General features: G+C 63.8%; 19 protein-coding genes. 3 read left to right on the top strand and 16 right to left on the bottom strand.

Going from position 1 to position 23,216, the window contains the following annotated elements; translation table 11 throughout:
* Positions 1 to 140 precede the first annotated feature (140 nt).
* From groL to FHW92_RS08875, 6 genes are all read right to left on the bottom strand, one after another.
* A complete protein-coding gene (gene groL / locus FHW92_RS08900) occupies positions 141 to 1,778 on the bottom strand; it encodes a chaperonin GroEL (protein WP_168602932.1) in 1,638 nt (545 codons plus the stop codon).
* Between the two features lie 44 nt (positions 1,779 to 1,822).
* Complete coding sequence (locus tag FHW92_RS08895; RefSeq protein ID WP_168602931.1) at positions 1,823 to 2,110, bottom strand: co-chaperone GroES; 288 nt, start codon at positions 2,108 to 2,110, stop codon at positions 1,823 to 1,825.
* A 135-nt stretch (positions 2,111 to 2,245) separates the two neighbouring features.
* Positions 2,246 to 3,631, bottom strand: coding sequence for an MATE family efflux transporter (locus FHW92_RS08890; protein WP_168602930.1), 1,386 nt, complete (start codon positions 3,629 to 3,631; stop codon positions 2,246 to 2,248).
* A gap of 92 nt (positions 3,632 to 3,723) precedes the next feature.
* Positions 3,724 to 5,136, bottom strand: a complete 1,413-nt coding sequence (locus tag FHW92_RS08885) for an efflux transporter outer membrane subunit (RefSeq protein ID WP_168602929.1) — start codon at positions 5,134 to 5,136, stop codon at positions 3,724 to 3,726.
* Positions 5,133 to 8,312, bottom strand: coding sequence for a CusA/CzcA family heavy metal efflux RND transporter (locus tag FHW92_RS08880; RefSeq protein WP_168602928.1), 3,180 nt, complete (start codon positions 8,310 to 8,312; stop codon positions 5,133 to 5,135). The genes FHW92_RS08885 and FHW92_RS08880 overlap by 4 nt, the downstream gene beginning before the upstream one ends.
* The gene (locus FHW92_RS08875; RefSeq protein ID WP_168602927.1) at positions 8,309 to 9,568 is read right to left on the bottom strand and encodes an efflux RND transporter periplasmic adaptor subunit; all 1,260 of its coding nucleotides are present in this window, start codon (positions 9,566 to 9,568) and stop codon (positions 8,309 to 8,311) included. The genes FHW92_RS08880 and FHW92_RS08875 overlap by 4 nt, the downstream gene beginning before the upstream one ends.
* A 253-nt stretch (positions 9,569 to 9,821) precedes the next feature.
* Here FHW92_RS08875 and FHW92_RS08870 point away from each other — a divergent pair, with 253 nt between their 5' ends.
* Positions 9,822 to 10,709, top strand: a complete 888-nt coding sequence (locus FHW92_RS08870; RefSeq protein WP_168602926.1) for a TIGR00730 family Rossman fold protein — start codon at positions 9,822 to 9,824, stop codon at positions 10,707 to 10,709.
* Here FHW92_RS08870 and thiD read toward each other — a convergent pair whose 3' ends face one another.
* From thiD to glmM, 3 genes are all read right to left on the bottom strand, one after another.
* The gene (thiD, locus tag FHW92_RS08865) at positions 10,710 to 11,456 is read right to left on the bottom strand and encodes a bifunctional hydroxymethylpyrimidine kinase/phosphomethylpyrimidine kinase (protein ID WP_168602925.1); all 747 of its coding nucleotides are present in this window, start codon (positions 11,454 to 11,456) and stop codon (positions 10,710 to 10,712) included.
* On the bottom strand, positions 11,453 to 11,677 hold the full coding sequence (locus tag FHW92_RS08860; RefSeq protein ID WP_168602924.1) for a DUF1272 domain-containing protein: 225 nt from the start codon (positions 11,675 to 11,677) through the stop codon (positions 11,453 to 11,455). The genes thiD and FHW92_RS08860 overlap by 4 nt, the downstream gene beginning before the upstream one ends.
* A 217-nt stretch (positions 11,678 to 11,894) precedes the next feature.
* Entirely contained in the window at positions 11,895 to 13,232 is a 1,338-nt protein-coding gene (gene glmM / locus FHW92_RS08855) for a phosphoglucosamine mutase (protein ID WP_168602923.1), read from the bottom strand.
* 150 nt (positions 13,233 to 13,382) lie between these two features.
* On the opposite strand from glmM, the gene FHW92_RS08850 reads away from it, so the two are divergent.
* Positions 13,383 to 14,654 carry a cation:dicarboxylase symporter family transporter gene (locus FHW92_RS08850; protein ID WP_246870037.1) on the top strand — a complete coding sequence of 424 codons (1,272 nt, stop codon included), beginning with the start codon at positions 13,383 to 13,385 and terminating at the stop codon, positions 14,652 to 14,654.
* On the opposite strand, the gene FHW92_RS08845 is transcribed toward FHW92_RS08850, so the two are convergent.
* Complete coding sequence (locus FHW92_RS08845) at positions 14,651 to 15,229, bottom strand: sigma-70 family RNA polymerase sigma factor (RefSeq protein WP_168602922.1); 579 nt, start codon at positions 15,227 to 15,229, stop codon at positions 14,651 to 14,653. The genes FHW92_RS08850 and FHW92_RS08845 overlap by 4 nt on opposite strands.
* Positions 15,226 to 15,480 (bottom strand): NepR family anti-sigma factor, encoded by a 255-nt coding sequence (locus FHW92_RS26205; protein ID WP_349237660.1) that lies wholly within the window; start codon positions 15,478 to 15,480, stop codon positions 15,226 to 15,228. Before FHW92_RS26205 ends, FHW92_RS08845 begins: the two co-directional genes overlap by 4 nt.
* 158 nt (positions 15,481 to 15,638) lie before the next feature.
* Here FHW92_RS26205 and FHW92_RS26045 point away from each other — a divergent pair, with 158 nt between their 5' ends.
* On the top strand, positions 15,639 to 17,318 hold the full coding sequence (locus tag FHW92_RS26045) for a CHASE domain-containing protein (RefSeq protein WP_168602921.1): 1,680 nt from the start codon (positions 15,639 to 15,641) through the stop codon (positions 17,316 to 17,318).
* On the opposite strand, the gene FHW92_RS08830 is transcribed toward FHW92_RS26045, so the two are convergent.
* The 5 genes from FHW92_RS08830 to lptF form a co-directional block, all read right to left on the bottom strand.
* The gene (locus tag FHW92_RS08830; protein ID WP_168602920.1) at positions 17,309 to 18,073 is read right to left on the bottom strand and encodes a response regulator; all 765 of its coding nucleotides are present in this window, start codon (positions 18,071 to 18,073) and stop codon (positions 17,309 to 17,311) included. The two genes, FHW92_RS26045 and FHW92_RS08830, sit on opposite strands and share 10 nt — an antisense overlap.
* Before the next feature lie 294 nt (positions 18,074 to 18,367).
* Complete coding sequence (locus tag FHW92_RS08825) at positions 18,368 to 19,519, bottom strand: N-acetyltransferase (protein ID WP_168602919.1); 1,152 nt, start codon at positions 19,517 to 19,519, stop codon at positions 18,368 to 18,370.
* A 129-nt stretch (positions 19,520 to 19,648) separates the two neighbouring features.
* Positions 19,649 to 20,533: a sterol desaturase family protein gene (locus FHW92_RS08820; RefSeq protein ID WP_292693104.1), complete on the bottom strand. Its 885-nt coding sequence runs from the start codon at positions 20,531 to 20,533 to the stop codon at positions 19,649 to 19,651.
* A gap of 180 nt (positions 20,534 to 20,713) precedes the next feature.
* Entirely contained in the window at positions 20,714 to 21,808 is a 1,095-nt protein-coding gene (gene lptG / locus FHW92_RS08815; protein ID WP_168602917.1) for an LPS export ABC transporter permease LptG, read from the bottom strand.
* Complete coding sequence (gene lptF, locus FHW92_RS08810; RefSeq protein ID WP_168602916.1) at positions 21,805 to 23,034, bottom strand: LPS export ABC transporter permease LptF; 1,230 nt, start codon at positions 23,032 to 23,034, stop codon at positions 21,805 to 21,807. The genes lptG and lptF overlap by 4 nt, the downstream gene beginning before the upstream one ends.
* Between the last annotated feature and the right edge of the window lie 182 nt (positions 23,035 to 23,216).

The raw sequence follows: 23,216 nt of genomic DNA, 5'->3' as shown, positions 1-23,216 counted from the left end.
TTCCCACTCCTTGTCATCCCACCTGTCGATGAAGCGCCCCGTGTCTGCGATGGGATCAGGGAACCTCCGTAAACATAAGGAAAAACCCGGAGAGATTGCTCCCTCCGGGTTTCCCATTTTGCCTTGGATAATGCTTGGACTTAGAAGTCCATGCCACCCATGCCGCCGCCCGGCATCGCGGGCATGGCAGGCTTGTCTTCAGGCTTTTCCACGATACCGGCTTCGGTCGTGATCAGCAGGCCAGCCACCGACGAAGCGTTCTGCAGCGCGGTGCGGACAACCTTAGTCGGGTCGATCACGCCTGCGGCCAGCAGGTTTTCGTAGGTTTCGGTCGCGGCGTTGAAGCCCAGCGTTTCGTCGGCCTGATCCAGCAGCTTGCCGGCCACTAGGACGCCATCGACGCCGGCGTTTTCAGCGATCTGCTTGATCGGAGCGGTGATCGCCTTGCGGACGATGTCGATGCCGCGGGTCTGGTCTTCGTTCGCGCCCTTCAGGCCTTCGAGAGCCTTGGTGGCATAGAGCAGAGCCGTGCCACCGCCGGGGACGATGCCTTCTTCGACAGCAGCGCGCGTGGCGTGCAGGGCGTCGTCAACGCGATCCTTGCGTTCCTTGACTTCCACTTCGGTCGAACCGCCGACCTTGATGACGGCCACGCCGCCGGCCAGCTTGGCCAGACGTTCCTGCAGCTTTTCGCGGTCGTAGTCGCTGGTGGTGACTTCGATCTGCGCCTTGATCTGCTCAACGCGGCCCTTGATGTCGTCGGCCGAACCCAGACCGTCGACGATCGTGGTGTTGTCCTTGTCGATCGTGACCTTCTTGGCCTGACCCAGCATGCCGAGCGTGACGGTTTCGAGCTTGATGCCCAGATCTTCCGAGATCATTTCACCGGCGGTCAGCGTCGCGATATCGCCCAGCATGGCCTTGCGGCGGTCGCCGAAGCCGGGAGCCTTGACGGCAGCGATCTTGAGACCACCGCGCAGCTTGTTGACCACGAGGGTGGCCAGCGCTTCGCCTTCGATGTCCTCGGCGATGATGAGCAGCGGACGGCCCGACTGCACCACGGCTTCGAGGATCGGCAGCAGCGACTGCAGCGACGAAAGCTTCTTTTCGTGGATCAGGATATAGGGATTATCCAGTTCCACGGTCATCTTTTCGGGGTTGGTCACGAAGTAGGGCGACAGGTAGCCGCGGTCGAACTGCATGCCTTCGACGACATCGAGTTCGAATTCGAGGCCCTTGGCTTCCTCGACGGTGATCACGCCTTCCTTGCCGACCTTTTCCATCGCTTCGGCGATCTTCTGGCCGACTTCAGTGTCGCCATTGGCCGAAATGATGCCGACCTGAGCGATCTGGGCCGAATCGGCCACCGGCTTCGAGCGACCGGCCAGATCGGCGACCACAGCAGCAGCGGCGGTGTCGATGCCGCGCTTCAAATCCATCGGGTTGATCCCGGCGGCAACGGCCTTGAGGCCTTCGCGCACGATGGCCTGAGCCAGAACCGTGGCGGTGGTGGTGCCGTCACCGGCCTTGTCATTGGCCTTGCTGGCCACTTCGCGCAGCATCTGCGCGCCCAGGTTTTCGAACTTGTCCTTCAGTTCGATTTCCTTGGCGACCGAAACACCGTCCTTGGTGATGCGGGGAGCGCCGAAGCTCTTTTCGATGACGACGTTGCGGCCCTTGGGGCCCAGCGTCACCTTGACGGCGTCGGCAAGCGTGTCCACGCCCTTGAGAATGCGTTCGCGAACGTCGCGACCAAATTTCACGTCCTTGGCGGCCATGATATAATCCTTTGAAATGGGGTTGTTAAAAGATGCGTATCAACTCAGCCGATGATGCCGAGGATATCGCTTTCCTTCATGATCAGCAGGTCTTCGCCCGCGACCTTGACTTCGGTGCCCGACCACTTGCCGAACAGCACGCGGTCGCCCGCCTTGACTTCCAGCGGGGTCACAACGCCGGCTTCGTTGCGGGCGCCCGAGCCCACCGAAACGATGATGCCTTCAGCAGGCTTTTCCTTGGCGCTGTCGGGGATGATGATGCCACCGGCGGTCTTTTCTTCGGCTTCGACGCGGCGGACCAGCACGCGGTCGTGCAGAGGACGGAACGACATGGGAGTGTTACCTCTCTCAAGTTGAAAATGCTTCTTGGCACTCCCACCCTGAGAGTGCCAACGCTCCGGATATGGGTGCGGGGTCAGAGGGCGTCAAGGCACCCTTGGACAAAAAAATTCAGGACCCAAAAAATTTCAGGCCCGCGTCTGGACCAGCCCCAGCGCCTCGCGCCGGTTCCAGCGCCACAGCAGCATCACTGCCACCACGGCAAGGCCGGTGGCAAGCCCGATCCACACGCCAAACCCCCGCAGCCCCGTGCCCAGACCCAGCATCACCGAAACCCCAAATCCCGGCACCCAATAGCCCAGCAGGGCAATCGCCATCGGCACCTTGGTGTCCTGCAGCCCGCGCAGCGCCCCCGCCAGAATGACCTGCGTGGCATCGACCAACTGAAACGCGGCGGCCACCACCAGATAGCGCACCGCCAGCGCCACCATCACCGCGCGCTCGGCCGCATTCACGTCAATATAGGCCGAGAGCAGCAGGCGCGGGGCAATCACCATCAGCGAGGAGGAGAACAGCGCGATGCACAGGCCAATCTGCAGCGAGGCCCAGCCCGCGCGCCCCATCGCCGCCCGGTCGCCCGCGCCGTAATGGTATCCCACGCGGATGGTCGCGGCCTGACCGATGCCCATCGGGATCTGGAACGTGAAGGCGGCAATCTGCAAGGCCACCGTATGCGCGGCCAGCTCCGCCTCACCAATGCGGCCCATCAGGAAAGCGGCGGCGCCAAACAGACCCGCCTCGGCCAGCACCTGAAAGAAGATCGGCGCACCGATCGCCACGATCTCGCGCAGGCGCTGCCAATCGGGGCGCCAGAGATGGCCGAACAGATAATGCCGCCGCAGCCGCCGATTGGCGAAAATCGTCCCCGTATAGGCCAGCGCCGTCACGCAGCCCGTAATGACGCTGGACAGCGCCGACCCTTGCAGGCCCAGCGCGGGCATGCCCCAATGGCCGAACACCAGCGCATAATTGCCCGCCGCATTGACCGCGATGGCCAGCGCTGTGATGAAAGTGGCAAACACCGGCCGCCCCAGCGCCGAGACCACCGAGCGCAGCACATTGGCGATCAGCATCGGCACCATCGCCCATTTCAGCACATGCAGGAACCCGCCTGACAGATCGGCCACTTCGCGCGCCTGTCCGGTCAGCAGCAGGATCTCGCGCCCGAAACTGCATAGCACCATGGCCAGCGCGCCCGTACCCACCGCCAGCCACAGGCCCATCCGCGTCGATCGCCGCACCGAACGCACCGCATGATTGCGCGCGCCCAGTTCCGCCGCCACCAGCGCCGAGACCGCGCCCGTCAGGCCCGACAGGCTCCACGCCAGCAGGCCGAACAGGCTGACCGAGAGGGAAGAGGCAGCCAGCGGGGTCTGGCCCAGCCGCGCCACAAAGATCACGTCAATGGCATAAACCGCCATTTGCAATAGGTTGGCCGCCGCCAATGGCACCGCCAGTCGCAGCGTGGCCAGCGCTTCGCCGCGCCAAAGTCCCGTGTTCGCCCCCGTCGTCATAAGGCGCGGACATAGGCGCGCTTTGTTGCGGGACAAAGCCATTTCGTGTTGCTGAAAAGAAAAGGGGCGCCTTGGCCGGGCGCCCCTTCGTATTATTTCTGGCCGGTTCCGCCGCCCAGCGATTGGTAGAGCGCCACCGTATCGACCAGCCGCGCCGCGCGGGCCTGCACCCATGTGCTGCGCGCCTCGGCCCGGGCGGCCAGAACCGGCAGCAGGGTGAAGGTGCCGACCGCGCCCAGTTCATATTGGCGGCGGGTAAAGTTCAGACTGTCGGCCGAGGCGCGGTTGCCCCGGTCGGCGGCGGCCAGCGCATCGCCATCGGTCTTGATTGCGGTCAGCGCGTTCGAGACATCGGCAAAGGCCTGAAGCGCGGTCGAGCGATACTGCGCCTGCGCGGCCTCCAGCGCGGCCTTGGCTGCGTGGCTTTGGTGCAGCAGCGATCCGGCATGGAAGATCGGCGCCGACACCCCGCCCAGCAGCGTCCAGAACGGATTGCCGGTTGCGAACATGTCGGCAAATGTGTTGGCCGTGCCGCCATATTGCGCGCTGAGCGTAAAGGAGGGCAGACGGGCGGCCACGGCGGCCTTGGCATCGGCCGAGGCGCCTTCCATGATCGCGGCGGCGCTGCGCACATCGGGGCGATGGGCGACCACCTGCGCGGGCAGGCTCAAGGGCAATTGCGCGGGCAGGGTCAGTTCATCCATGCGCGGCACGGGCGGCAAAGGCGAACCCGGCGCCACGCCGATCAGCACGGCGATCTGGGCCTCCTGCGCCTTGCGCGCGCGCTCCAGCCCCGGCAATTGCCCCTCGATCGCGGCCAGCGCGGTTTCCTGCGCCGCGACGTCCGAAGCCCCCACCGCGCCGATCTTCTGGCGCAGCTTGATCAGCGCCAGCACATCGCGATAGGCGGTGACGGCATCGCGGGTCGCGTCGATCTCCTCGCCCAGCGCGGCATATTGGATCGCCGACTGCACCAGATTGGCCACAACCATCGAGCGCGCCGCATCGGCCCTTGCCGCCTGCGCCCGCGCCGCTGCCTGCGCCGAGCGCACCCGCGCCCGCCCGCCGCCGAACACATCGGGCGACCAGGACAGGCTGACCTGCGCGGTGTGGAGGGTATAGAGCAACACATTCTGATCAGCCAGAACCGGTGCGATCGTGTTGCTGGTCCGCGCGCGACTCGCCTGATAGCCCGCATCGACCTGGGGCAGCAGCCCGCCTACCGAGGCGCGCGCCAGTTCCTGCGCCTGACGCAGGGTGGCGTCGGCCGCGGCAATGTCGGGATTGGCGCTCAGGCTGCGTTCGACCAACGCATTGAGCGCGTCATTGCCGAATTCGCGCCACCATTGCGCGGGGACCGGGGCCCCCACGGCAATGGCCTGCGCCGGGCCGCCCTCGGGCGCCACCGGGGCGCTCAGCACCGAGGCGGGCGCGTTGCCCGCCGGCGTCGGAGGCAAAGGCAGTGCGGGAACCGTTGCGGCCAGCAAAAGGGCGGTCATGCTCATGCCGTTTCTCCCTCATGATGATGGGGCAGATCGCGCTCATCCTTGCCATGGGCCACGGCGAACTTGTTGGGCACATGCTTGGAATAGCGCCCGATCAGCAGCGGCAGCACCAGCAGGATCAGCACCGGGGCCAGCGTCATGCCGCCCACGACCACCAGCGCCAGCGGCTTTTGCACCTGCGAACCGATGCCCGTGGCAACGGCGGCAGGCAGCAGGCCGATGGCCGCCACCAGACAGGTCATCACCACCGGACGCAGCGAATTCTTCGTGGTGGTCTGCAAGGCTTCCTCGCGGCTTTGCCCTTCATTGAGCGCGGTGTTGAAATTGTTGACCACCAAAATCCCGTCCATCACCGCAATGCCGAACAGCGCGACAAAGCCGATGGCGGCCGAAATCGAGAAGGAGGTTCCCGTCAACACCAGAGCCAGAACACCCCCGATGATCGCCATCGGGATGGACGAGAGCGCGAGGCAGGCGTCGCGCAGATTGCCGAAATTGGCAAACAGCAGCGCGAAGATGATCAGCAGGCTGATCGGCACGACGATTTCCAGACGCGCCACGGCATTCTTCAGGTTCGACATTTCGCCCGCCCATTCCAGACTATAGCCCGGCGGCAGGGTGATCTTCTGGGCGATGCGGGCCTGCGCCTCGGCCACGGCGCTGCCCAGGTCGCGGTCGCGCACGCTGAACTTGATCGGGACATAGCGGGTCTGGTGCTCGCGATAGATGAAGCTGGCACCCGAAACGAGGCGGATGCTGGCCACCTCGGACAGGGGAACCTGCGTCACGCCGCCGCTGGCATTGGGCGTGGCCACGGTGATGTGGCTGATCGTGTCGATGCTGTCGCGCTGTTCGGGGCGGAAACGCACGATGATCGGGAAGTGCCGGTCGGTGTGCGGTTCGTACAATTCGCCCGGCGAGGAGCCCCCCACAGCGGCCGCCACGGTCTGGTTGATGTCATCGGGGGTCAGGCCATAGCGGCCCGCCTTTTCGCGGTCGACATCGATGCGCACCGTGGGCTGGCCCAGCGACTGGAACACGCCGAGGTCGGCAATGCCCTGAACCTTGGCCATCTCATCCTTGATCTGGTTGGCGATCTTTTGCAGCGTTTCCAGATCGGGGCCGAACAGCTTGACCGAATTGGCGCCCTTCACCCCGCTGGCCGCCTCGGCCACGTTATCCTCGATGATTTGCGAGAAGGAGAAATCGACGCCGGGGAAATGCTCGGCCAGATCCTTGCTCATTTGTGCAACGAGCTTGTCCTTGTCCATGCCCGAAGGCCATTCCTTCTGCGGCTTCAGCGGCACAAAGAATTCGGCGTTGAAGAAGCCCGTCGGGTCGGTGCCGTCATCGGGGCGACCCTGCGTTGAAAGCACATTCTGCGTTTCGGGATAGGAGGCGATGCGGCGGCGGATCGCATTGGTGGTGGGCAGGCCCGCCTCCAGCGAGATCGATGTCGGCAATTCGCCGCGGATGAACAGGTTGCCTTCTTCGAGATGCGGCAGGAATTCGACGCCCAGCGAGCGCACCCCCACCATCGCCGCGCCAAACAGCAGCAATCCGCCGCCGATCGTCACCACCGGATTGGCCAGCGCAAAGCTGGAGGCCGGTTCGTACACCCGGCGCAGGCGCTGGACGATGAAGGTTTCCACCTCGGACAATTTATCCGGCAGCAGCAGCGCCGACATCACCGGCGCCACCGTGAACGTGGCGATCAACCCGCCCGCGATGGCATAGGCATAGGTCTTGGCCATCGGGCCGAAAATATGGCCTTCCACGCCCGTCAGGGTGAAGAGCGGCAGGAAGGAGGCGATGATGATCGCGGCGGCAAAGAAAATGCCCCGGCTGACCTCGCTGCTGGCATGAAGGATCGAGCCAAGGCGGCTGGCGAAGGAGAAATGCCCTTCGCCCCGTTCCACATGCTCGGATCGTTCGACCATATGGCGGAAGATATTTTCTACCATGATGACCGTGGCGTCCACCACAAGGCCGAAGTCGAGCGCGCCCACCGAAAGCAGGTTGGCGCTCTCGCCCTGAAGCGTCAGGATCAGCACCGCAAAGGCCAGCGCGAAGGGAATGGTGGTGGCCACGATGATCGCGCTGCGCAGATTGCCCAGCAGGCCCCATTGCAGCGCAAAGATCAGCAGGATGCCGACCACCAGATTTTCCATCACGGTATGCGTGGTGACATCGATCAGCTTCGACCGGTCATAATTCGACACCAGCGTCACGCCCGGAGGCAGGATGCCGCCCGAATTGATCTTTTCGACCTCTTCCTTGACCGCGTTGATCGTGGGCATGGATTGCGAACCGCGACGCATCAGCACGATGCCCTCGACGATATCGTCCTCATTGCCAAGGCCCGCCACGCCAAAGCGCGGCTGGTTGCCGACCTGAACGCTGGCGACATCGCGGATATAGACCGGCACGCCCGCATTGTTGGTGACCAGCGTGTTCTCGATCTGGCTGGGCGACTGGATCAGCGCCACGCCGCGCACAATGGCGGCCTGCGGACCAAAGTTGATCGTCTGGCCGCCGACATTGCTGTCGCCCTTGCCCAGCGCCGCGATCACGGCGGCAACGCTGGTCTGATGCGCGGTCAGCTTGGCCGAATCGACCACCACCTCATAGGCGCGCTCCTTACCGCCCCAGCCGGTGACGTCGATCACGCCCGGAATGGCCTTGAAGCGGCGTTCCAGAATCCAGTTCTGGAGCGTTTTCAGATCCATCACCGAATAGCCCTTGGGCGCCTTGATGCGATAGCGATAGATTTCGCCGATCGGGCTGGTGGGCGAAAGTTCGGGCGAGACGCCGCCGGGCAGGGGGCCAAGCTGCGACAGGCGGTTGATCACCTGCTGCTGGGCCTGTTCAAAGGTGAAATCGTAGGTGAACTGCACCTTCACGTCGGACAGGCCGAACAGGCTGATGGTGCGGATCGCCGTCATATGCGGCAGGCCCGCCAGCTGCACCTCGATGGGAATCGTGACGCCGCGCTCCATCTCCTCGGCGCTGGAGCCGGGGGACTGGGTGATGATTTCCACCATCGGCGGAACCGGGTCGGGATAGGCCTCGATGTTCAGGTTGTAAAAGGCAATGCCACCGGCCGCCAGCATCCCTGCCAGCAGCCCCATGACCAGCATGCGCGAACGCAGCGCAAAACGGACAAGACTGTTCACGCGCCGAATCCCGCTTCGTTCACAAAGATCGCGCCGGTGGTGACGACCTTTTCGCCGCCCTTGAGACCAGAGGTCACATCGACCCGGCCATTATGGCTTTCGCCCAGCGTGACATCGATACAGCGGAAACGGTTGGGCGAAATCTGGATCCACACGCGGGCAGTGTCATTTTCGCGGATCACGGCCTGTGCGGGCACCGACATCACCGGGCGGCCGTTGATGGGGGCGGCGTCCTGATGGCGGATGGTGAAATTGGCGAACATCTGCGGCTTGAGCGCCCCGTCCGGATTGGCGATCGTCGCGCGCACCGGCAGGCGGTGGCTTTGCGGATCAAGCGCGCTGGCGATATTGTCGACCACGGCCTGAAACACGCGGCCGGGGAAGGCCGAGACGGTCACGTCCACCCGGTCGCCCATATGCACATGGGGCGCGTCGCTTTCGGCCAGTTGCGCCACCAGCCACACCTGGCCCGGATTGGCGATCGTCAGCACCGGCGTGGTGCCGCCCACCTGAACGAACTGGCCCGGGCTGACGGCGCGGTTGACGATGACCCCGCCGATGGGCGCGCGGAATGTGGTTTCGGGGTGATAGCCGTTGACCTCATGCGCGCCTTCGAGGCGGGCGATTTCGCCCTGGCTCTTACCATAGATTTCCAGCTTGTCGCGCGCGGCGCCCAGCGTGGCCTCGGCGCTGCGCAGCGCGGCCTGGGCGGCGACGGCATCGTTACGAGCCTGTTCATAATCACGCAGCGCGCCACCGGCGGTGCGATAGATCTGTTCCTGGCGCTTGAGGTTTTCCTCGGCCAGCTTGGCTGCGGCAAAAGCGCTCGAGCGGGCGGCGGCCGCGCCGAACAGCGCGTTGCGCGCGTCCACCACGTCGCTGGTGCGCAAGGTCAGCAGAGGCTGGCCCTGAACCACCGTGGCGCCCTGCTGAACCATCACCTGCGTGACTTGCCCCGAATAGGGCAGGAAAATCGGCGTGGCATGGGTTTCATCCACCGCGATCATACCGGTGGCGGCGGTCTGCAGCCAGCCGTCGCCCCCGCCCACGGCCTCGACCTTGAGCGTGGCCATTTGCGATGGCGACATTTCGACAATGCCTTCGGGCAGGGGCGCAGGCGCCACCGGCTCCTTATACGTGAAATGGCGATAGGCCAGCACCAGAAGCGCAACCGCCCCCACTGCCAGCACCGCCTTGAGCAAAAGGCCAAGCTGATTCTTGACCGTAAGCGTGCCAACCGCTTGATTATCCGTCACTTTTATTCCTCGCCTGCATCGTGCCGCCAATCCCTATCAGCCCCTAGCACGCCCAGCTCTTCGAGTTTGCTCCAAGCACGGGGGGCGCTGAATTGAATATGAACGGATATAAAATTTTTATATAAATACAAGGGTAGCCCCTAAGGGTGTCCCCGGAGTGCTTGCTTACCGCCTGATTCCCAAGGCTCTCTCGGTCATTGCCCATTCACTCTTTTGCGCTAAAAAGGTCAATTGGAACGTATAAGAGCAAAATATGACTGAAGAAGAAAAACGTCTGTCCCGTCGTTTTTATAAGGCCGAGCAGGAAGCCGGCTTTGTCGAAAAACACGAAACCCGCACCGCCCAGACGCAGAGCGCCAGCTACAAGCTGGCTTTTCGCGACACTGAATTTTTGCTGCGCGAGGAATTGCGCCCGGTTCGCTTTCAGCTCGAACTGCTGAAAACCGAAATGCTGCTCGACGAGGCGGGCATCGGCTCGACGTTGGTATGCTATGGCTCGGCGCGTATTCCCGCCCCGGAAAAGGTGGAAGAGCGCCTCGCGGCCGCCAACACACCCGAGGAAAAGGCGATTGCCGAGCGGCTGGTTGCCAATGCCCGCTATTATGACGAGGCGCGCAAACTGGCCCGCATCGCCAGTCAATGTGCGATTGTCGAAAAGGGTATGCGCCAATTCGTGATCTGTTCGGGCGGCGGCCCCTCGATCATGGAGGCGGCCAATCGCGGCGCATCCGAGGTCGGGGCCGAGACCATCGGGCTCAATATCGTGCTGCCCCATGAACAGGCGCCCAATCCCTATGTCACGCCGCGTCTGGCGTTCCAGTTCCACTATTTCGCCCTGCGCAAGATGCATTTCCTGCTGCGCGCGCGGGCGGTGGCGGTGTTTCCGGGCGGGTTCGGCACATTCGATGAATTTTTCGAACTGCTCACCCTGATCCAGACCGGCAAGATGAAGCCGATCCCCATCCTGCTGTTCGGCGCCGAATTCTGGAACCGGGTGGTCAATTTCGAGGCTCTGGTCGAGGAAGGCGTGGTCAACCGGCGCGATCTGGAACTGTTCACGCCGGTCGAAACCGCCGAGGATGCGTGGGAACACATCACGGGCTATTACGGGATCGACTGTTTCCCCAAATTTGCCGAATGATCAGAGCCTGACCGCTTGATGTCCAAGGGGCCCATGGCCCGCGCCGAAACCCGGCGCGGCCAGCAGGGCGGCATGGACGAAATCGCCCGCGCGTTTGACGGCCTCGGGCAATGCCATGCCTTGTCCCAGCCCGGTGGCGATCGCGCTGGCCAGAGTGCAGCCGGTGCCATGGGTGTGGCGCGTGTCGATGCGCTCGCTGGTGAAAATGTGCTCGCCATGGGGGGAGATCAGGCGGTTTTCGATCACCGCTCCCTCGCCATGACCGCCTTTTATCAGCAAGGCTTGCGTCTTGGCCCTTATCACTGCCTCACCGCCCAGCGCCTCCAGTTCGGGCAGGTTGGGCGTGGTGAGCGCCGCCAGCGCCATCATCCGGTCAAACGCCGCCACGGTATCCGCATCGGCCAGGAGGCCCCCGCTGGTCGCCACCATCACCGGATCGAACACCACGGGCGCGGCAATCCTCTCCAGCCGGTCGGCCACGATATGCGTAATCGCCGCGCTGCCCAGCATACCGATCTTGACCGCATCGACGCCGATGTCATCAAGGCAGGCGTTGATTTGCGCCGCCACCATTTCGGGCGAAAGCGGTTCGACCGCAAAGACGCCCCGCGTGTTCTGGGCGGTTATCGCGGTGATCGCGCTCATGCCATAGCCGCCCAGCATGGTGATGGTTTTCAGATCCGCCTGAAGCCCAGCGCCCCCGCTGCAATCCGATCCGGCAATCGTCAGAATCCGGGCAGGCGTCATCCCTTGTAATGCCGCACCGTCGAGGGCGGGTTCTTGGCATGGTGCTTCTTCGCGCGGGTGGGGCGGTCCATCAGTTCGCCGTCGCAATTGGGGCAAAGATCGTCCAGTTCCTCGCTGCATTCCGCGCAAAACGTGCATTCAAACGAGCAGATAAAGGCGCCGGGGGCCTCGGCGGGCAGGTCTTGACCGCATTTTTCGCAATCGGGGCGCATTTCGAGCATGAGGGTTTTTCCAAGAAAAGATGAAATGCGAGGGTCTAGACCCTCGCGCTCCCATTACTGTCATTGTTGCGTCACAGGTTCAACCACAGCGCAACTCTGCCGCGCCGCAGGCTTTAATAAACCGCTACGCAGATGCGCTCCTCGGCAGGCCATGCGCCACCCCATAACGGGATTGCAAAGGGATCGAGTCCCTTTGCCCGCCGGAGGCAAACTTACGTTAAACCGCCGCCTTTACCGCATCGCAAATGGCATCCACCACCTGCTCGACCTCGGCCGCATCATCGCCCTCGGCCATCACGCGGATAACAGGTTCAGTGCCCGAAGGCCGGATCACCAGCCGCCCGCGCCCGGCAAGCTGCGCCTCGGCGTCCGCGATCACCTTTTTCACGCTGTCCGCCTCCAGCGGCTTGCCGCCCGAGAAGCGCATGTTTTTCAGCAATTGCGGCACGGGGTCGAACAGGTGGAGCAATTCGCTCGCCTTCTTGCCCGATTGCACCAGCGCGACCAGCACCTGAAGCGCGGCCACGGTGCCATCGCCGGTCGTGCCATGGTCGAGCATGATCATATGGCCCGACTGTTCGCCGCCGACATTGAATCCGCCTTCCTTCATGCGCTCCAGCACATAGCGGTCGCCCACCTTGGTGCGTTCGAGGTTCAGTCCTTGCGCGTTCAGGTAACGCTCCAGCCCAAGGTTCGACATCACCGTGGCCACTACGCCCCCGCCGCGCAATTCGCCGCGCTGGTGCAATTGCGTGCCGATCAGCGCCATCAACTGGTCGCCATCGACCGTCTGGCCCATTTCATCGACCACGATCAGCCGGTCGGCATCGCCGTCCAGTGCAATGCCGATGTCCGCGCCCGAGGCGACCACGGTTTCCTTGATCAGATCAAGGTGGGTAGAGCCGCATTTGTCGTTGATATTCTTGCCGTTGGGCGTGACGCCCACCGCAATCACCTCCGCGCCCAATTCCCAGACCGCCGAAGGGGCCACCTGATAGGCCGCGCCATTGGCGCAATCGACCACGATCTTCAGCCCATCAAGGCGGATGTTATGCGGCACCGAACCCTTGACCGCGTGGATATAGCGCCCGCGCGCGTCCTCGATGCGCCGCGCCCGCCCGATCTGGGGGCTGTCGGCCAGAGGCAGCGCCTGACCCAGCATCGATTCGATGGCCAGCTCATCCTCGTCCGAGAGCTTGAACCCATCGGGGCCGAACAGCTTGATGCCATTGTCCTCGTAGGGGTTATGGCTGGCCGAGATCATCACACCCACGTCCGCGCGCAATTCGCGCGTCAACAGCGCCACGGCGGGCGTCGGCATCGGGCCGAGCAGCACCACATCCATGCCCACGCTGGTGAACCCGGCCACCATCGCGTTTTCCAGCATATAGCCCGAAAGCCGCGTATCCTTGCCGATCACGACGCGATGGCGATGCTTGCCGCGCAGGAAATGCGTGCCCGCGGCCTGACCCACCTTCATCGCGATTTCGGCGGTCATCACCCCGGCATTGGTCCGTCCGCGAATGCCATCGGTGCCGAAAAACTGTCGTCCCATTCGTTTGCCCTCAAACCGATCCGTCTTTTTGCGCATCGCTCATGCTGTTCCGGGCATGGCACGCGCAGCTTGCCTTGCTATGTGACGCGGCGAAGTTAATGTCACGCAAACAATGGTAAGGCGGGCAATGGTAAACCACAGGGGCATTCGTTGACGGATCAGGTTGAGCAGGCGGAAAAGGGCGGTTTCAACCTGCCGGAGATCCGGGTGGCCTCGCTGGGCGCGTTGGTGGCGCTGGGGGCGGGGCTGGTGTGCGGGCTGGTGCTGTCACGCTTTCCTGCGGCCTTGCCGGTGGTGCGGGTGATCGAACCGCTTGGCACCTTGTGGCTCAAGGGTTTGCAGATGACGATCCTGCCGCTGGTGGTGGCGTTGCTGGTGCTGGGTCTGGTACAGACGGCGGCGGCGGCGCGGGCGGGGGCCATGGCGCGGCGGGCGATCTTCTGGATCCTGGGCTTCTATCTGGTCAGCGGCGCGGTGGCCGTGGTGGTCATGCCGCTGTGGCTGGACATGTGGCCGATCCCTGGCGCGGCGGCGGGCGCTCTTGCGGGCAGCACGGCGCAAAGTGCAGGGCCGGTGCCGGGTCTGTCGGAATTTCTGCTGGCGGTGCTGCCCTCCAATATCGCGACGGCGGCGGCGGGGGGAGAGATGCTGCCGGTGGTGGTGTTCTTTGCCATTTTCGCGCTGGCCATGGGCAAATTGCCCGAAGGGCCGCGCCGCCACATGATCGGCTTCTTTGAGGCGTTGGCGGGCATTATGATGGTGATGATCGGCTGGGTTTTGTCGATTGCGCCCATCGGCGTGTTTGCGCTGGCGCTGGGGTTGGCGGTGAAGACCGGGACGGCGGCGCTGGGGGCGCTGGCGCATTATGTCACGCTGGTGGCGGGGATTGGCGGCTTGGTGCTGCTGGCCGCGCCGGTGATTGCGGTGGTGGCGGGGCGGTTGGCGCTGGGGCAATATTTGCGCTCGATGCTGCCGGTGTCGGTGGTGGCGGCCTCGACGCAAAGCTCGCTGGCCAGCCTGCCCGCGATGCTGTCGGCCTGTTCGCGCCTTGGCATTCGTTCGTCCAGCGCGGAATTCAGCCTGCCTTTGTGTGTGGCGCTGTTCCGCGCCACGGGGCCGGCGATGAATCTGGCGGTGGTGGTCTATGTCGCGCATCTGACCGGGACGCCGCTGGGCGTTTCGGCGATGCTGGCGGGGATCGCGGTGGCGGCGTTGACGGAACTTGGTACGCCATCGCTGCCCGGATCGATCAGCTTTGTGCTGTCCATCGGCCCGGTGGCGATTGCCATGGGCGTGCCGGTAGGACCGCTGGCGCTGTTGGTGGCGGTCGAGATGTTGCCCGATCTGATGCGCACGCTGGGCAATGTGTTCATGGATGTGGCCGTGACCAGCAGCGTGGACAGGGCCGGGCGTCAGGATTAATCCTTGGGCGTAATCCGGTCGAGTTCGGCCATCAGCGCCTGGCTGCTCTCGCTGGCATTGCCGCGCGTGGGGATGCGGCCTTCCTCGATCATCGCGGTCAATTGCGCGCGGCCTCGGCCCACCCGGCTCTTGATCGTGCCCACTGCGCAGCCGCAGATCGCAGCCGCTTCCTCATAGGAAAAGCCGCCCGCGCCCACCAGCAGCAGCGCTTCGCGTCTTTCAGCGGGCAGTTCCATCAAGGCCCGTGACAGATCGGCCAGATGCAGCGGCGCTTCCTGCCCCGCGGGCGAGGTCAGGATACGGTCGGCGACGGTTTCGTCATAGTCGGCGCGAAAGCGGTTGCGCCGCATTTCGGTAAACCATGCATTGCGCAGGATCGTGAAGGTCCAGGCCCGGATCGAGGTGCCCGGCACAAAGCGGTCGCGCGCGGCCCATGCGCGCAGCAGCGTGTCCTGCACCAGATCGTCGGCCAGATCGGGCCGCCCGCAAAGCCCGCGCGCAAAGGCGCGCAGATGCGGCACGACCTGCGTCAGCTCTCGCTTGAAATCCGGCGGCTGGGCTTCGACCTTGCTCATTCGGCGTCGCGGTCGAGCCGGGACAGCAGATCGGACAGGAAATCGGGCAGCGGCTCTTCGACCACCTGTTGATACATGTCGCGCAAGGGAGCAGCCCACGGCGGCGCCTCGTCCATGCCGCCGTCCTTGCGTTCGGTATTTCCGGTTTCATGCCCGGCCTCGGGTTTCGCCCCCATCTCGCCCGGAACGGGCGATCCGGCAACAATATCGCCCGATAAATCAGCACTGCGTGGCTTTTGCTCGCGATTCACATCAATCTGCCCAATTTGAGCGCCCCCGCCCAATCCGCCAATCCCGCATAAACTTGCAGGGACGGGAACGAAGCTTGCCCAGCTTGGTTCCCACGCGCAACCGTTTGTTGCATGATGGCGTTGCAAAGTGGCACAATTGGCGGGGTAAGGGGCGCGTTTTGGATCGCATTATTGCAGACAAGGTAGGCGCGCAGGGGTGGTATGAACGCATGCCGCGCGCCCTGCCGATAGCGGGTTTTGCGCTGGCGATGCTGGCCAGCCTGGTTTACGCCTATACCACCGAACGCACCGAATACCGCCAGCGTCAGCAGCAGGCCCGCGCTGCGGCCAGCGTGGTGGGCGCTTCGCTGGGGCGGCGGGTCAATGCGCATACCGCCTATCTGCGCGCGGCGGCCCTGTTGCTGGAAAAGCGCCGGGGTATGACGCAGGCCGAATTCATCGCCCTGTCGCAGGAATTGTCGGGCGACGAAGAATATCGCGGCTCCGAAGGTATCAGTTGGGCCGAGGCGATTACCCCCGCTCAGATCCCCGCCTTTGAAGCCGCGCGCCGCGCCGAAGGGATGGCGAATTACACCGTCCATCCCGCCCCGGCGCCGGGCGCGCGGATGCTCACGCCCGTCACCTATCTGGGCGACCCCACGCCGCGCCGCCGCCTGTCCTATGGCTATGACATGTATTCCGAAATCCAGCGTCGCACCGCGATCGACCGGGCCGAGCGCGAGAAACGGCCCATCGCCACCGGGCCGATCCGGCTGGCCATGGATCGCGGGCGGCCCGCATGGCCTGGGTTCCTCATCTATATGCCGCTGTTCGACAAAGCGACGGGGCGGATGCGCGGCGTTCTGGGCGCGCCTTTCAATGCCCAGGTCTTTTTGCAATCGGTGATCGAGCTGGAGCCGGTGACGGATTTTTCCGTTTCGCTCTATGACGGCGCTGTGCGGCCCGATCGTCTGCTGGCGCAGGTGGGGCCGCCGGGGGGCAGCGACGGACCGGTACAGGTTCCGGTGATGGTGGCCCATCGCCCGATGGTGCTGGTGGTCAGCGCCCCGGCCGCGCCCGGCCTGTCCAAGGTGGCGATCATCACGCTGGCGCTGGGTTCGGTGGTGGCGGGGCTGCTGGGGGGCATGGCCTGGCTGGTCGCGCGGCAGGCCTCCGAGGATCGCGCCTCGCTGGCATGGCTGCGCGAACAGGCCTCGATCCGGGGGGTGTTGAGCCGCGAATTGAACCACCGGGTCAAGAACACGCTGGCCAATGTGCTCTCGATCATCGCCCTGACCCGGCGGCGGGGCAGCGATCCGACTTCGCCCGCGCTCAATGAATTTGCCGATGCGCTGGAAGGGCGCATCCGCGCGCTCTCGGCCACGCATGATCTGCTGATTGCCAGCAATTGGGGCACGACACCCTTGCGCGGCGTGGTCGAGGCGGAACTGGCCCCCTATGCGCGGGGGGACACCGTGCTGCTCGAAGGGCCCGATGTCGAACTGGCGCCCAATGATGCGCTTTCGCTGGGGCTGGCGATGCATGAACTGGCCACCAATGCCAGCAAATATGGGGCGCTCTCGGTGGAGGGCGCGCGGGTGTCGATCCGCTGGGCGCTGTTCGGCACGGACCGGGTGCGGGTGCGCTGGGCGGAAAGCGGCGGGCCGCCTGTGCCCGAAGCGCGCCCGCGCGGCTTTGGCACCGAGCTGATCGAGCGAATCCTCGCCCACGAATTGGGCGAGCGGTTCGAGCTGGTCTTTGCCCGCAACGGGGTGCGCTGCGAGATGCTGCTGCCCTTGCGCCCGCCCGCCATGTTCAAGATGCGGGCCAAACGGGCGGAAGGCGCCGATCAGCTCTGACGGAAAAACAGCGCCTGCGCCATGGCGGCCTGCACGGAATCCTCGCGGAAGGGCTTGGTGATCAGCCAGGTCGGCTCCGGCCCGTCGCCGGTCAGCAGCCTTTCGGGAAAGGCGGTGATGAAGATCACCGGCACATCGGCCACCGCCAGCAGATCGGCCACCGCATCCAGCCCGGATGACCCGTCGGCCAGTTGAATATCGGCCAGCACCAGACCGGGCACGCCCTTTGCCATCAGTTTTTGCGCCTGCGCGCGCGTGGCGGCGGTGCCGAAAATGCTGTGGCCCATGCTGGTGACCAGCGTTTCGAGCTGCATCGCGATCAGCGGCTCATCCTCGATCACCAGCACGCTGGTGGCGCTGTCGCGGGCGATATCGGCCACTGCGCCGCGCGCCAGATCGGCGGTCTCCTCCACTGACAGGTCGAGAATATGGGCGGCCTGCGTGGTGTTGAAATCCTCGACCGTGGTGAGCAGCAGCGCCTGACGGGCCAGCGGGGCGATCCGGCCAAGCCGCAGATCGGCGGGCGCGCGCGACGTGGAGGAGCGGGGCGTTTCCTGCGCGGCGAACAGGTCGGAGAAGGCGCGATAAAGCGGCAGGCGTCCCCCGCTCAACCGCGCGCGCAATTCCGGTTCGGCCAGCGCCATTTCCAGCAGGCGGCGCACCAGACCATCGCCGGCTTGCTGATCCCCGGTCAGCGCGCGGGCATAGCGCCGCAGAAAGGGCAAATGCGATGCGATTTCAGTTCCCAAAGGCATATTGACCCTCAACCAGCGGCAGGCGCCCGCCTTTTCCGATACATAGAGCGGATCGGACGGCCTTGCACCTTAGCAATTGCGATCATTTGCGCCATGACGAAAATAATTTTCAAAAATACGGGAACCAAATTTTGAGACCTGCGTTTCCCCTATGTCACCGTTGCAGACCCCCCTCCCGTCCTAGCGCGGCGGTGACGCGATCCCGTGAAGGCCCTTGCTCCCCCCAGAGCAAGGGCCTTCTAATTTATGGGTGGGGAAAAGGGGCGGGCCAAGGCAGCAACCCCCAAAGACCTCTCACAGATCCTTTTGATAGATCTGATATTCCTTGTTCACGGTGGAATGGATTTCACGCGCGATCGAATTCATCCCCTGATTGTCATCAAGGATCCAGCCGATTTCGCCCCGGCTGGCGCCATAATTGGCCACCGAATTGCGGCGGATATATTCGATCATCATAAAGGCGAGCTGGCTGGCCATGCGGCTCGATTGCAGCCGCTTGCGCACGCCCATCAAGGGCACGCGCATCGTGCGCACGCGCGGGCGCCAGATCCACAGCAACAGGCGAATCCAGCCCAGCGGCGAGGGCTTGGGCCCGATCTTCTTCAACACTTCATTCATATCGGGCAGGGTCATCATGAAGGCGACCGGTTCGCCATCATATTCGGCAATCTGCACCAGATCGGATTTAACCAGCGGCTTCAGCTTCTTGCCCGTATAGGCCACTTCGCTGTCGGTGATTGGAACAAAGCCCCAATTGTCGCTCCACGCATCATTCAGGATGTCGAGGATGATCGCGGCTTCCTTGTCGAATTCCTTCAGATTGACGCCGCGAATGTTGATGCGCGGGTTCTTCTCGCCCGATTTGACGATGCGCTGGATCAGCGGCGGGAATTCCTGCGTGATGTCCAGTTCATAGGTGTTGAGCATCTTGGCGGGCGTGTATCCGGCCGCCTCGATCCAGGGCTGGAACTTGGCGTTCTGGTGGCCCATCATCACCGTGGGCGGATGGTCGTGGCCCTTGACCAGCAGGCCCGGCTCTTCCCACACCGACAGGTTCATCGGCGCCAGCACCCGGTGCATGCCCTTGACCCGCAGCCAGTCCTCGGCGCTGGCGATCAGGATATGGGCGATTTCCTGCGTCTCGGCCTCCAGCGCGCCCCAATTGCCGGTGCCCGGGCCCATGCCCTGTTCGACGGGCATGCCGGTGGCCTGATGGTCGACGATTGCGGCAATGCGGCCCACGATCCGCCCGCCGCGCCGCGCCAGCAGCAATTGGCAATCGGCATGTTCATGGAAAGGATTGCCGCCGGGCGTCACCTTCTCGATTTCTTCCATCCGCAATTGCGGCACGAAATTGGGATCGCCCGCATTGGCCACATAGACATAATCCACCCATTGCGCGCGCTCGGCCTTGGAATTGGCGGGCGTGATGGTGATGGCGGTCATGTGGCGGTTCTCCCTGTGGCTTGTGGCGCGGCTATGGCGGCGATGTGTAGCGGGGCGCGCCGGGAATAAAAGAAAAATGCGAGGGCGGTCAGGCCCTCGCATCATGAACTTTGTATCAGGGCCGGTGTTTCAGGCTTCGGTGTCCATGCCCACCGCTTCGGCGGCGTGGGCCAGGATCTGTTCCTCGGTCGGCGCCTTGGCCTCGGCGGCCAGTTTCTTGGCATTGGCGATGGCGCGGCGACGGGGATGGTCGCTGGCGATGCCGCCCGACAGATCCTTCACCCAGGGGTATTTCTTGGCCACTTCCTCGGTATAGCCAAGGTTGAACACGGTGGGGCTGCGGCCCGGGCGATCCTTCTTTTCGTAATAGGTGCCCAGCACGTGATCCCAGAAATAATTGGTGATCCCGAAATTGCCGTCCTCATCCACATAGTGGTGCTCATTGTGGCGCTGCTTCATGTGCTGCACCCACTTCCACTTCGGCTTGAAGGCCAGATGCTGGATGCAGTGCATGAATTCATAATAGCAGGTGGTCAGGATGCCGATCGAAAAGGCCAGCGCCGCGCCGCCGATCCGCGCGCCTTCCGGAGCGATCAGCGCGCCCACCGGGGCCGTGGCGATAAAGATTGTCGGCACGGTGGTGTGCAGCGCGCCAAACAGCACCTCCAGATGGTTGGGGTCCTGATGGTGGTCATAGTGGATGCGCTTCCATGTACCCGCCAGCCATTTGAACTTATACGGCCATTGCCCGTGCAGGATATATTGATGCAGCAGATGCCAGACCAGCGGATAGACCGCCGCCGCCGCCGCCACAATGGCCAGCGCGCGCCACAGGCCCGTGGGGTTCCATGCAAACACGGCAAAGCCCGCCACGGCCAGCGCCATATAGGCGATGATCGTGTAATGCTGGAAATAGGCGAACACTAGATCGCGCAAATTCATGCGGTCGAGATAGTGCGAGCGCTTCCAGAAGGGCAGCTTGGCTTCGTCCAGTGCGGCGTTGTTGGTGGCCACGTGATCGGTTCCTCGAAAGTCTTGGCGCATATTTAAAGGTCGGAGGCGGACGGGGCAAGGCCCCCTGTATCTAGGGGAAGCAGGGCGCGCTCGTCTCTTGCGCGCCCTAGACCATGCAATTGGGGCATAAACGGGGCAAAGCGGGGGGTGGGGCGTTTTATGCCAACGCGTTTGACCGGCCTATTCCTCGGTCCGCACCAATACGGTTTCGCCCACCAGCAGGAACAGCACAAAGGGCGCCCATGCCGCCACCAGCGGCGGATAACCGCCAAAATTGCCGACCGCGAGGCTGAGATTGTCGACCACGAAATAGGTAAAGCCCAGCGCCATGCCCAGAATGGCGCGGATGAACAATTGCCCCGAACGCGCCAGACCAAAGGCGGCCACCGAACCCAGCAGCGGCATCAGCAGCGCCGACAAAGGCCCTGAAATCTTGTGCCACCATTTGCTTTCCAGATCCGAGGTCCGCCGTCCGCCCGCGCGCAGCGCTTCGATCGTGCGGTGCAATTGGAACAGGTTCATGCGGTCGGCGTCCGCCTGCGTGATGTCGATCTGGGCCGGGGTGATGCCCTTGGCCACCACCATCGGGCCGGGGCGGGTCAGCGCGGCGCTGGCCACATCGAAGCTCTCCGGCTTTTCCAGACGCCAGCCCGGAGCGGCATAGGTGGCCAGCGGGGCAATCACGCGGCGGGTAATCAGGCCCTGCGGATTGCGTTCATACCATGTGACCCCGTGCAGGCGAATCGCCTTGCCGCTGCCGTTCATCGTGTCGGCGCCGATGATATTGTTGCCATCGGCCAGATAGAGGTTGGTGCGCTCGGCCGGTTCGTCGGGAATTTCGCCGAACTGCACATTCTGCCACGCCTTGAGATCGGCAGTGACGCGGGTGACGACCATCTCGTTGAAGGCAAAGCTGACGCCCGAAACAACCAGCGCGGTGGCCAGCATCGGCGCGAGGATCTGATGCGCGGAAAGCCCTGCGGCGCGCATCGCGATCACCTCGCTGTTCTGGTTCAGCGGAAAGAAGGTGAACAGTGTGGCCAGCAGCACCGAATAGGGCAGGAAACGCGCCACCAATTGGGGGCTGCGCAGAGTGACATAATGCCAGATCTGGGCCTGGCCATTGCCGGGATGGGCCAGAATATTGCCGCTTTCCGACAGCAGATCGAGCACCTGCAGCACCAGCACCAGCATCACCAGCACGCCCAGAATGCGCGTGATGAACAGGCGCGACAAATAGAGCGTGAGCGTGCGCGAGGGGAACAGGTCCATCATGCCTCGGCCTTACCCTTTTGTGCGCCACCTTTTTGTGCGGCCGTGCGGTCCAGCATCCGGGTGATCGACTTGCCCAGCGTGGCGGCAAAGCGTTCGAGCGCGCCGATGGGCTGTCCGCCCGGAACATAGGCCAGCGTGTAATACATCCAGCCGATCATCGCGGCAAAGACGGCAAACGGCACCCATAACGCGATGGCTGGATCAATCCGCCCCAGTTCGGCCACCGATTGCCCATATTCATTGACCTTGTGATAGGCCACAACCATCACGATCGAGACAAACACCCCCAGCGAAGAACTCGAACGCTTGGGCGGCACCGCCAGCGCGACCGCCAGCAAAGGCAGCATCAGGATCATCACCACCTCGACCAGACGATAGTTGAGGCTGGCCTTGACCACGGTCTTGTCATGCTCGCTGCTGCCCTTGTCCCAGCCGATTTTCAGCAGTTCGGGCAGCACATATTCGCGCTCGCGCCCACCGCGCTTGCGGAATTTTTCAAGAGCGGGCAGATCGATGGGCAAGTCATGTGTGCTGAAGCTGAGCACGCGCGGGGTAAGGCCCTTGGGGCTTTGCACGATCTGGCCATCGGTCAGGCGCAGGATCACGGTGTCGAGATTGCCCTGAAGCGCGAGGAAGCGGCCCCGGCGGGCGCTGATCGAAAGGACTTCGCCATTGGCCTCGGTGACGCGCGCGAAAATGCCCAGCAATTCGTGGCCATCCTCGCGGCTCTGCTCGATGCGCAGGCTCATCCGGTCTTTCAGCGTGTTGAATTCGCCTACCTTGATCGAGGCGCCCAGCGCCCCGGTGCGCAGTTCGAAATCGAGCTGCTCATAATAGTAGCGCGCCATTGGCTGAACATAGCCGACGATGATCAGATTGATCGCGGCCATCAGCAACGCCATCATAAAAGGCACCCGCAGCAGGCGCGTATAAGACAGCCCCACCGCGCGCATCACGTCCAGTTCGCTCGACATGGCCAGTTTGCGGAACGCCAGCAGCACCCCCAGCATCAGGCCCAGAGGGATCGCCAGACTGGCATATTCGGGCATCAGGTTGGCTAGCATCTTGAACACCACGCTGACCGGTCCGCCCTCGGTGGAGACGAATTCGAACAGGCGCAGCATCTTGTCCACCATCAGCAGCGAGGCCGCGATGACGAACACCGCCAGCATCGGCATCAGCACAAGCCGGAAGATGTAGCGGTCGGCCGCCGTAAAGAATTTCATGCGCGCCCCGCGACGGCGGCCTGGCGATGGAGGGTCGGGCGGGATTTCACGCGATGGGGGCTCTCTTCACACAGCGGGCCGGACGGGCCGACGCGCAGGCACGCCAACCCGGACTTTGCGGTTCAGTTAAGCGGGGCAGCGTCGCGGCGCAAGGGGGAGTGAGGCCGCCCGCCGCAAATCGG

The organism is Novosphingobium sp. SG707, assembly GCF_012275515.1.
In the GTDB taxonomy this organism is placed as follows: domain Bacteria; phylum Pseudomonadota; class Alphaproteobacteria; order Sphingomonadales; family Sphingomonadaceae; genus Novosphingobium.
This window is presented reverse-complemented; position numbering and strand designations above follow the sequence as displayed.

Excerpts from the sequence above, each read along its gene's own strand:
- groL (WP_168602932.1), bottom strand. The coding sequence starts at position 1,778 with ATGGCCGCCAAGGACGTGAAATTTGGTCGCGACGTTCGCGAACGCATT.
- FHW92_RS08895 (WP_168602931.1), bottom strand. The coding sequence starts at position 2,110 with ATGTCGTTCCGTCCTCTGCACGACCGCGTGCTGGTCCGCCGCGTCGAA.
- FHW92_RS08890 (WP_168602930.1), bottom strand. The coding sequence starts at position 3,631 with ATGACGACGGGGGCGAACACGGGACTTTGGCGCGGCGAAGCGCTGGCC.
- FHW92_RS08885 (WP_168602929.1), bottom strand. The coding sequence starts at position 5,136 with ATGAGCATGACCGCCCTTTTGCTGGCCGCAACGGTTCCCGCACTGCCT.
- FHW92_RS08870 (WP_168602926.1), top strand. The coding sequence starts at position 9,822 with ATGACTGAAGAAGAAAAACGTCTGTCCCGTCGTTTTTATAAGGCCGAG.
- thiD (WP_168602925.1), bottom strand. The coding sequence starts at position 11,456 with ATGACGCCTGCCCGGATTCTGACGATTGCCGGATCGGATTGCAGCGGG.
- FHW92_RS08860 (WP_168602924.1), bottom strand. The coding sequence starts at position 11,677 with ATGCTCGAAATGCGCCCCGATTGCGAAAAATGCGGTCAAGACCTGCCC.
- glmM (WP_168602923.1), bottom strand. The coding sequence starts at position 13,232 with ATGGGACGACAGTTTTTCGGCACCGATGGCATTCGCGGACGGACCAAT.
- FHW92_RS08845 (WP_168602922.1), bottom strand. The coding sequence starts at position 15,229 with ATGAGCAAGGTCGAAGCCCAGCCGCCGGATTTCAAGCGAGAGCTGACG.
- FHW92_RS08830 (WP_168602920.1), bottom strand. The coding sequence starts at position 18,073 with ATGCCTTTGGGAACTGAAATCGCATCGCATTTGCCCTTTCTGCGGCGC.
- FHW92_RS08825 (WP_168602919.1), bottom strand. The coding sequence starts at position 19,519 with ATGACCGCCATCACCATCACGCCCGCCAATTCCAAGGCCGAGCGCGCG.
- lptG (WP_168602917.1), bottom strand. The coding sequence starts at position 21,808 with ATGATGGACCTGTTCCCCTCGCGCACGCTCACGCTCTATTTGTCGCGC.
- lptF (WP_168602916.1), bottom strand. The coding sequence starts at position 23,034 with ATGAAATTCTTTACGGCGGCCGACCGCTACATCTTCCGGCTTGTGCTG.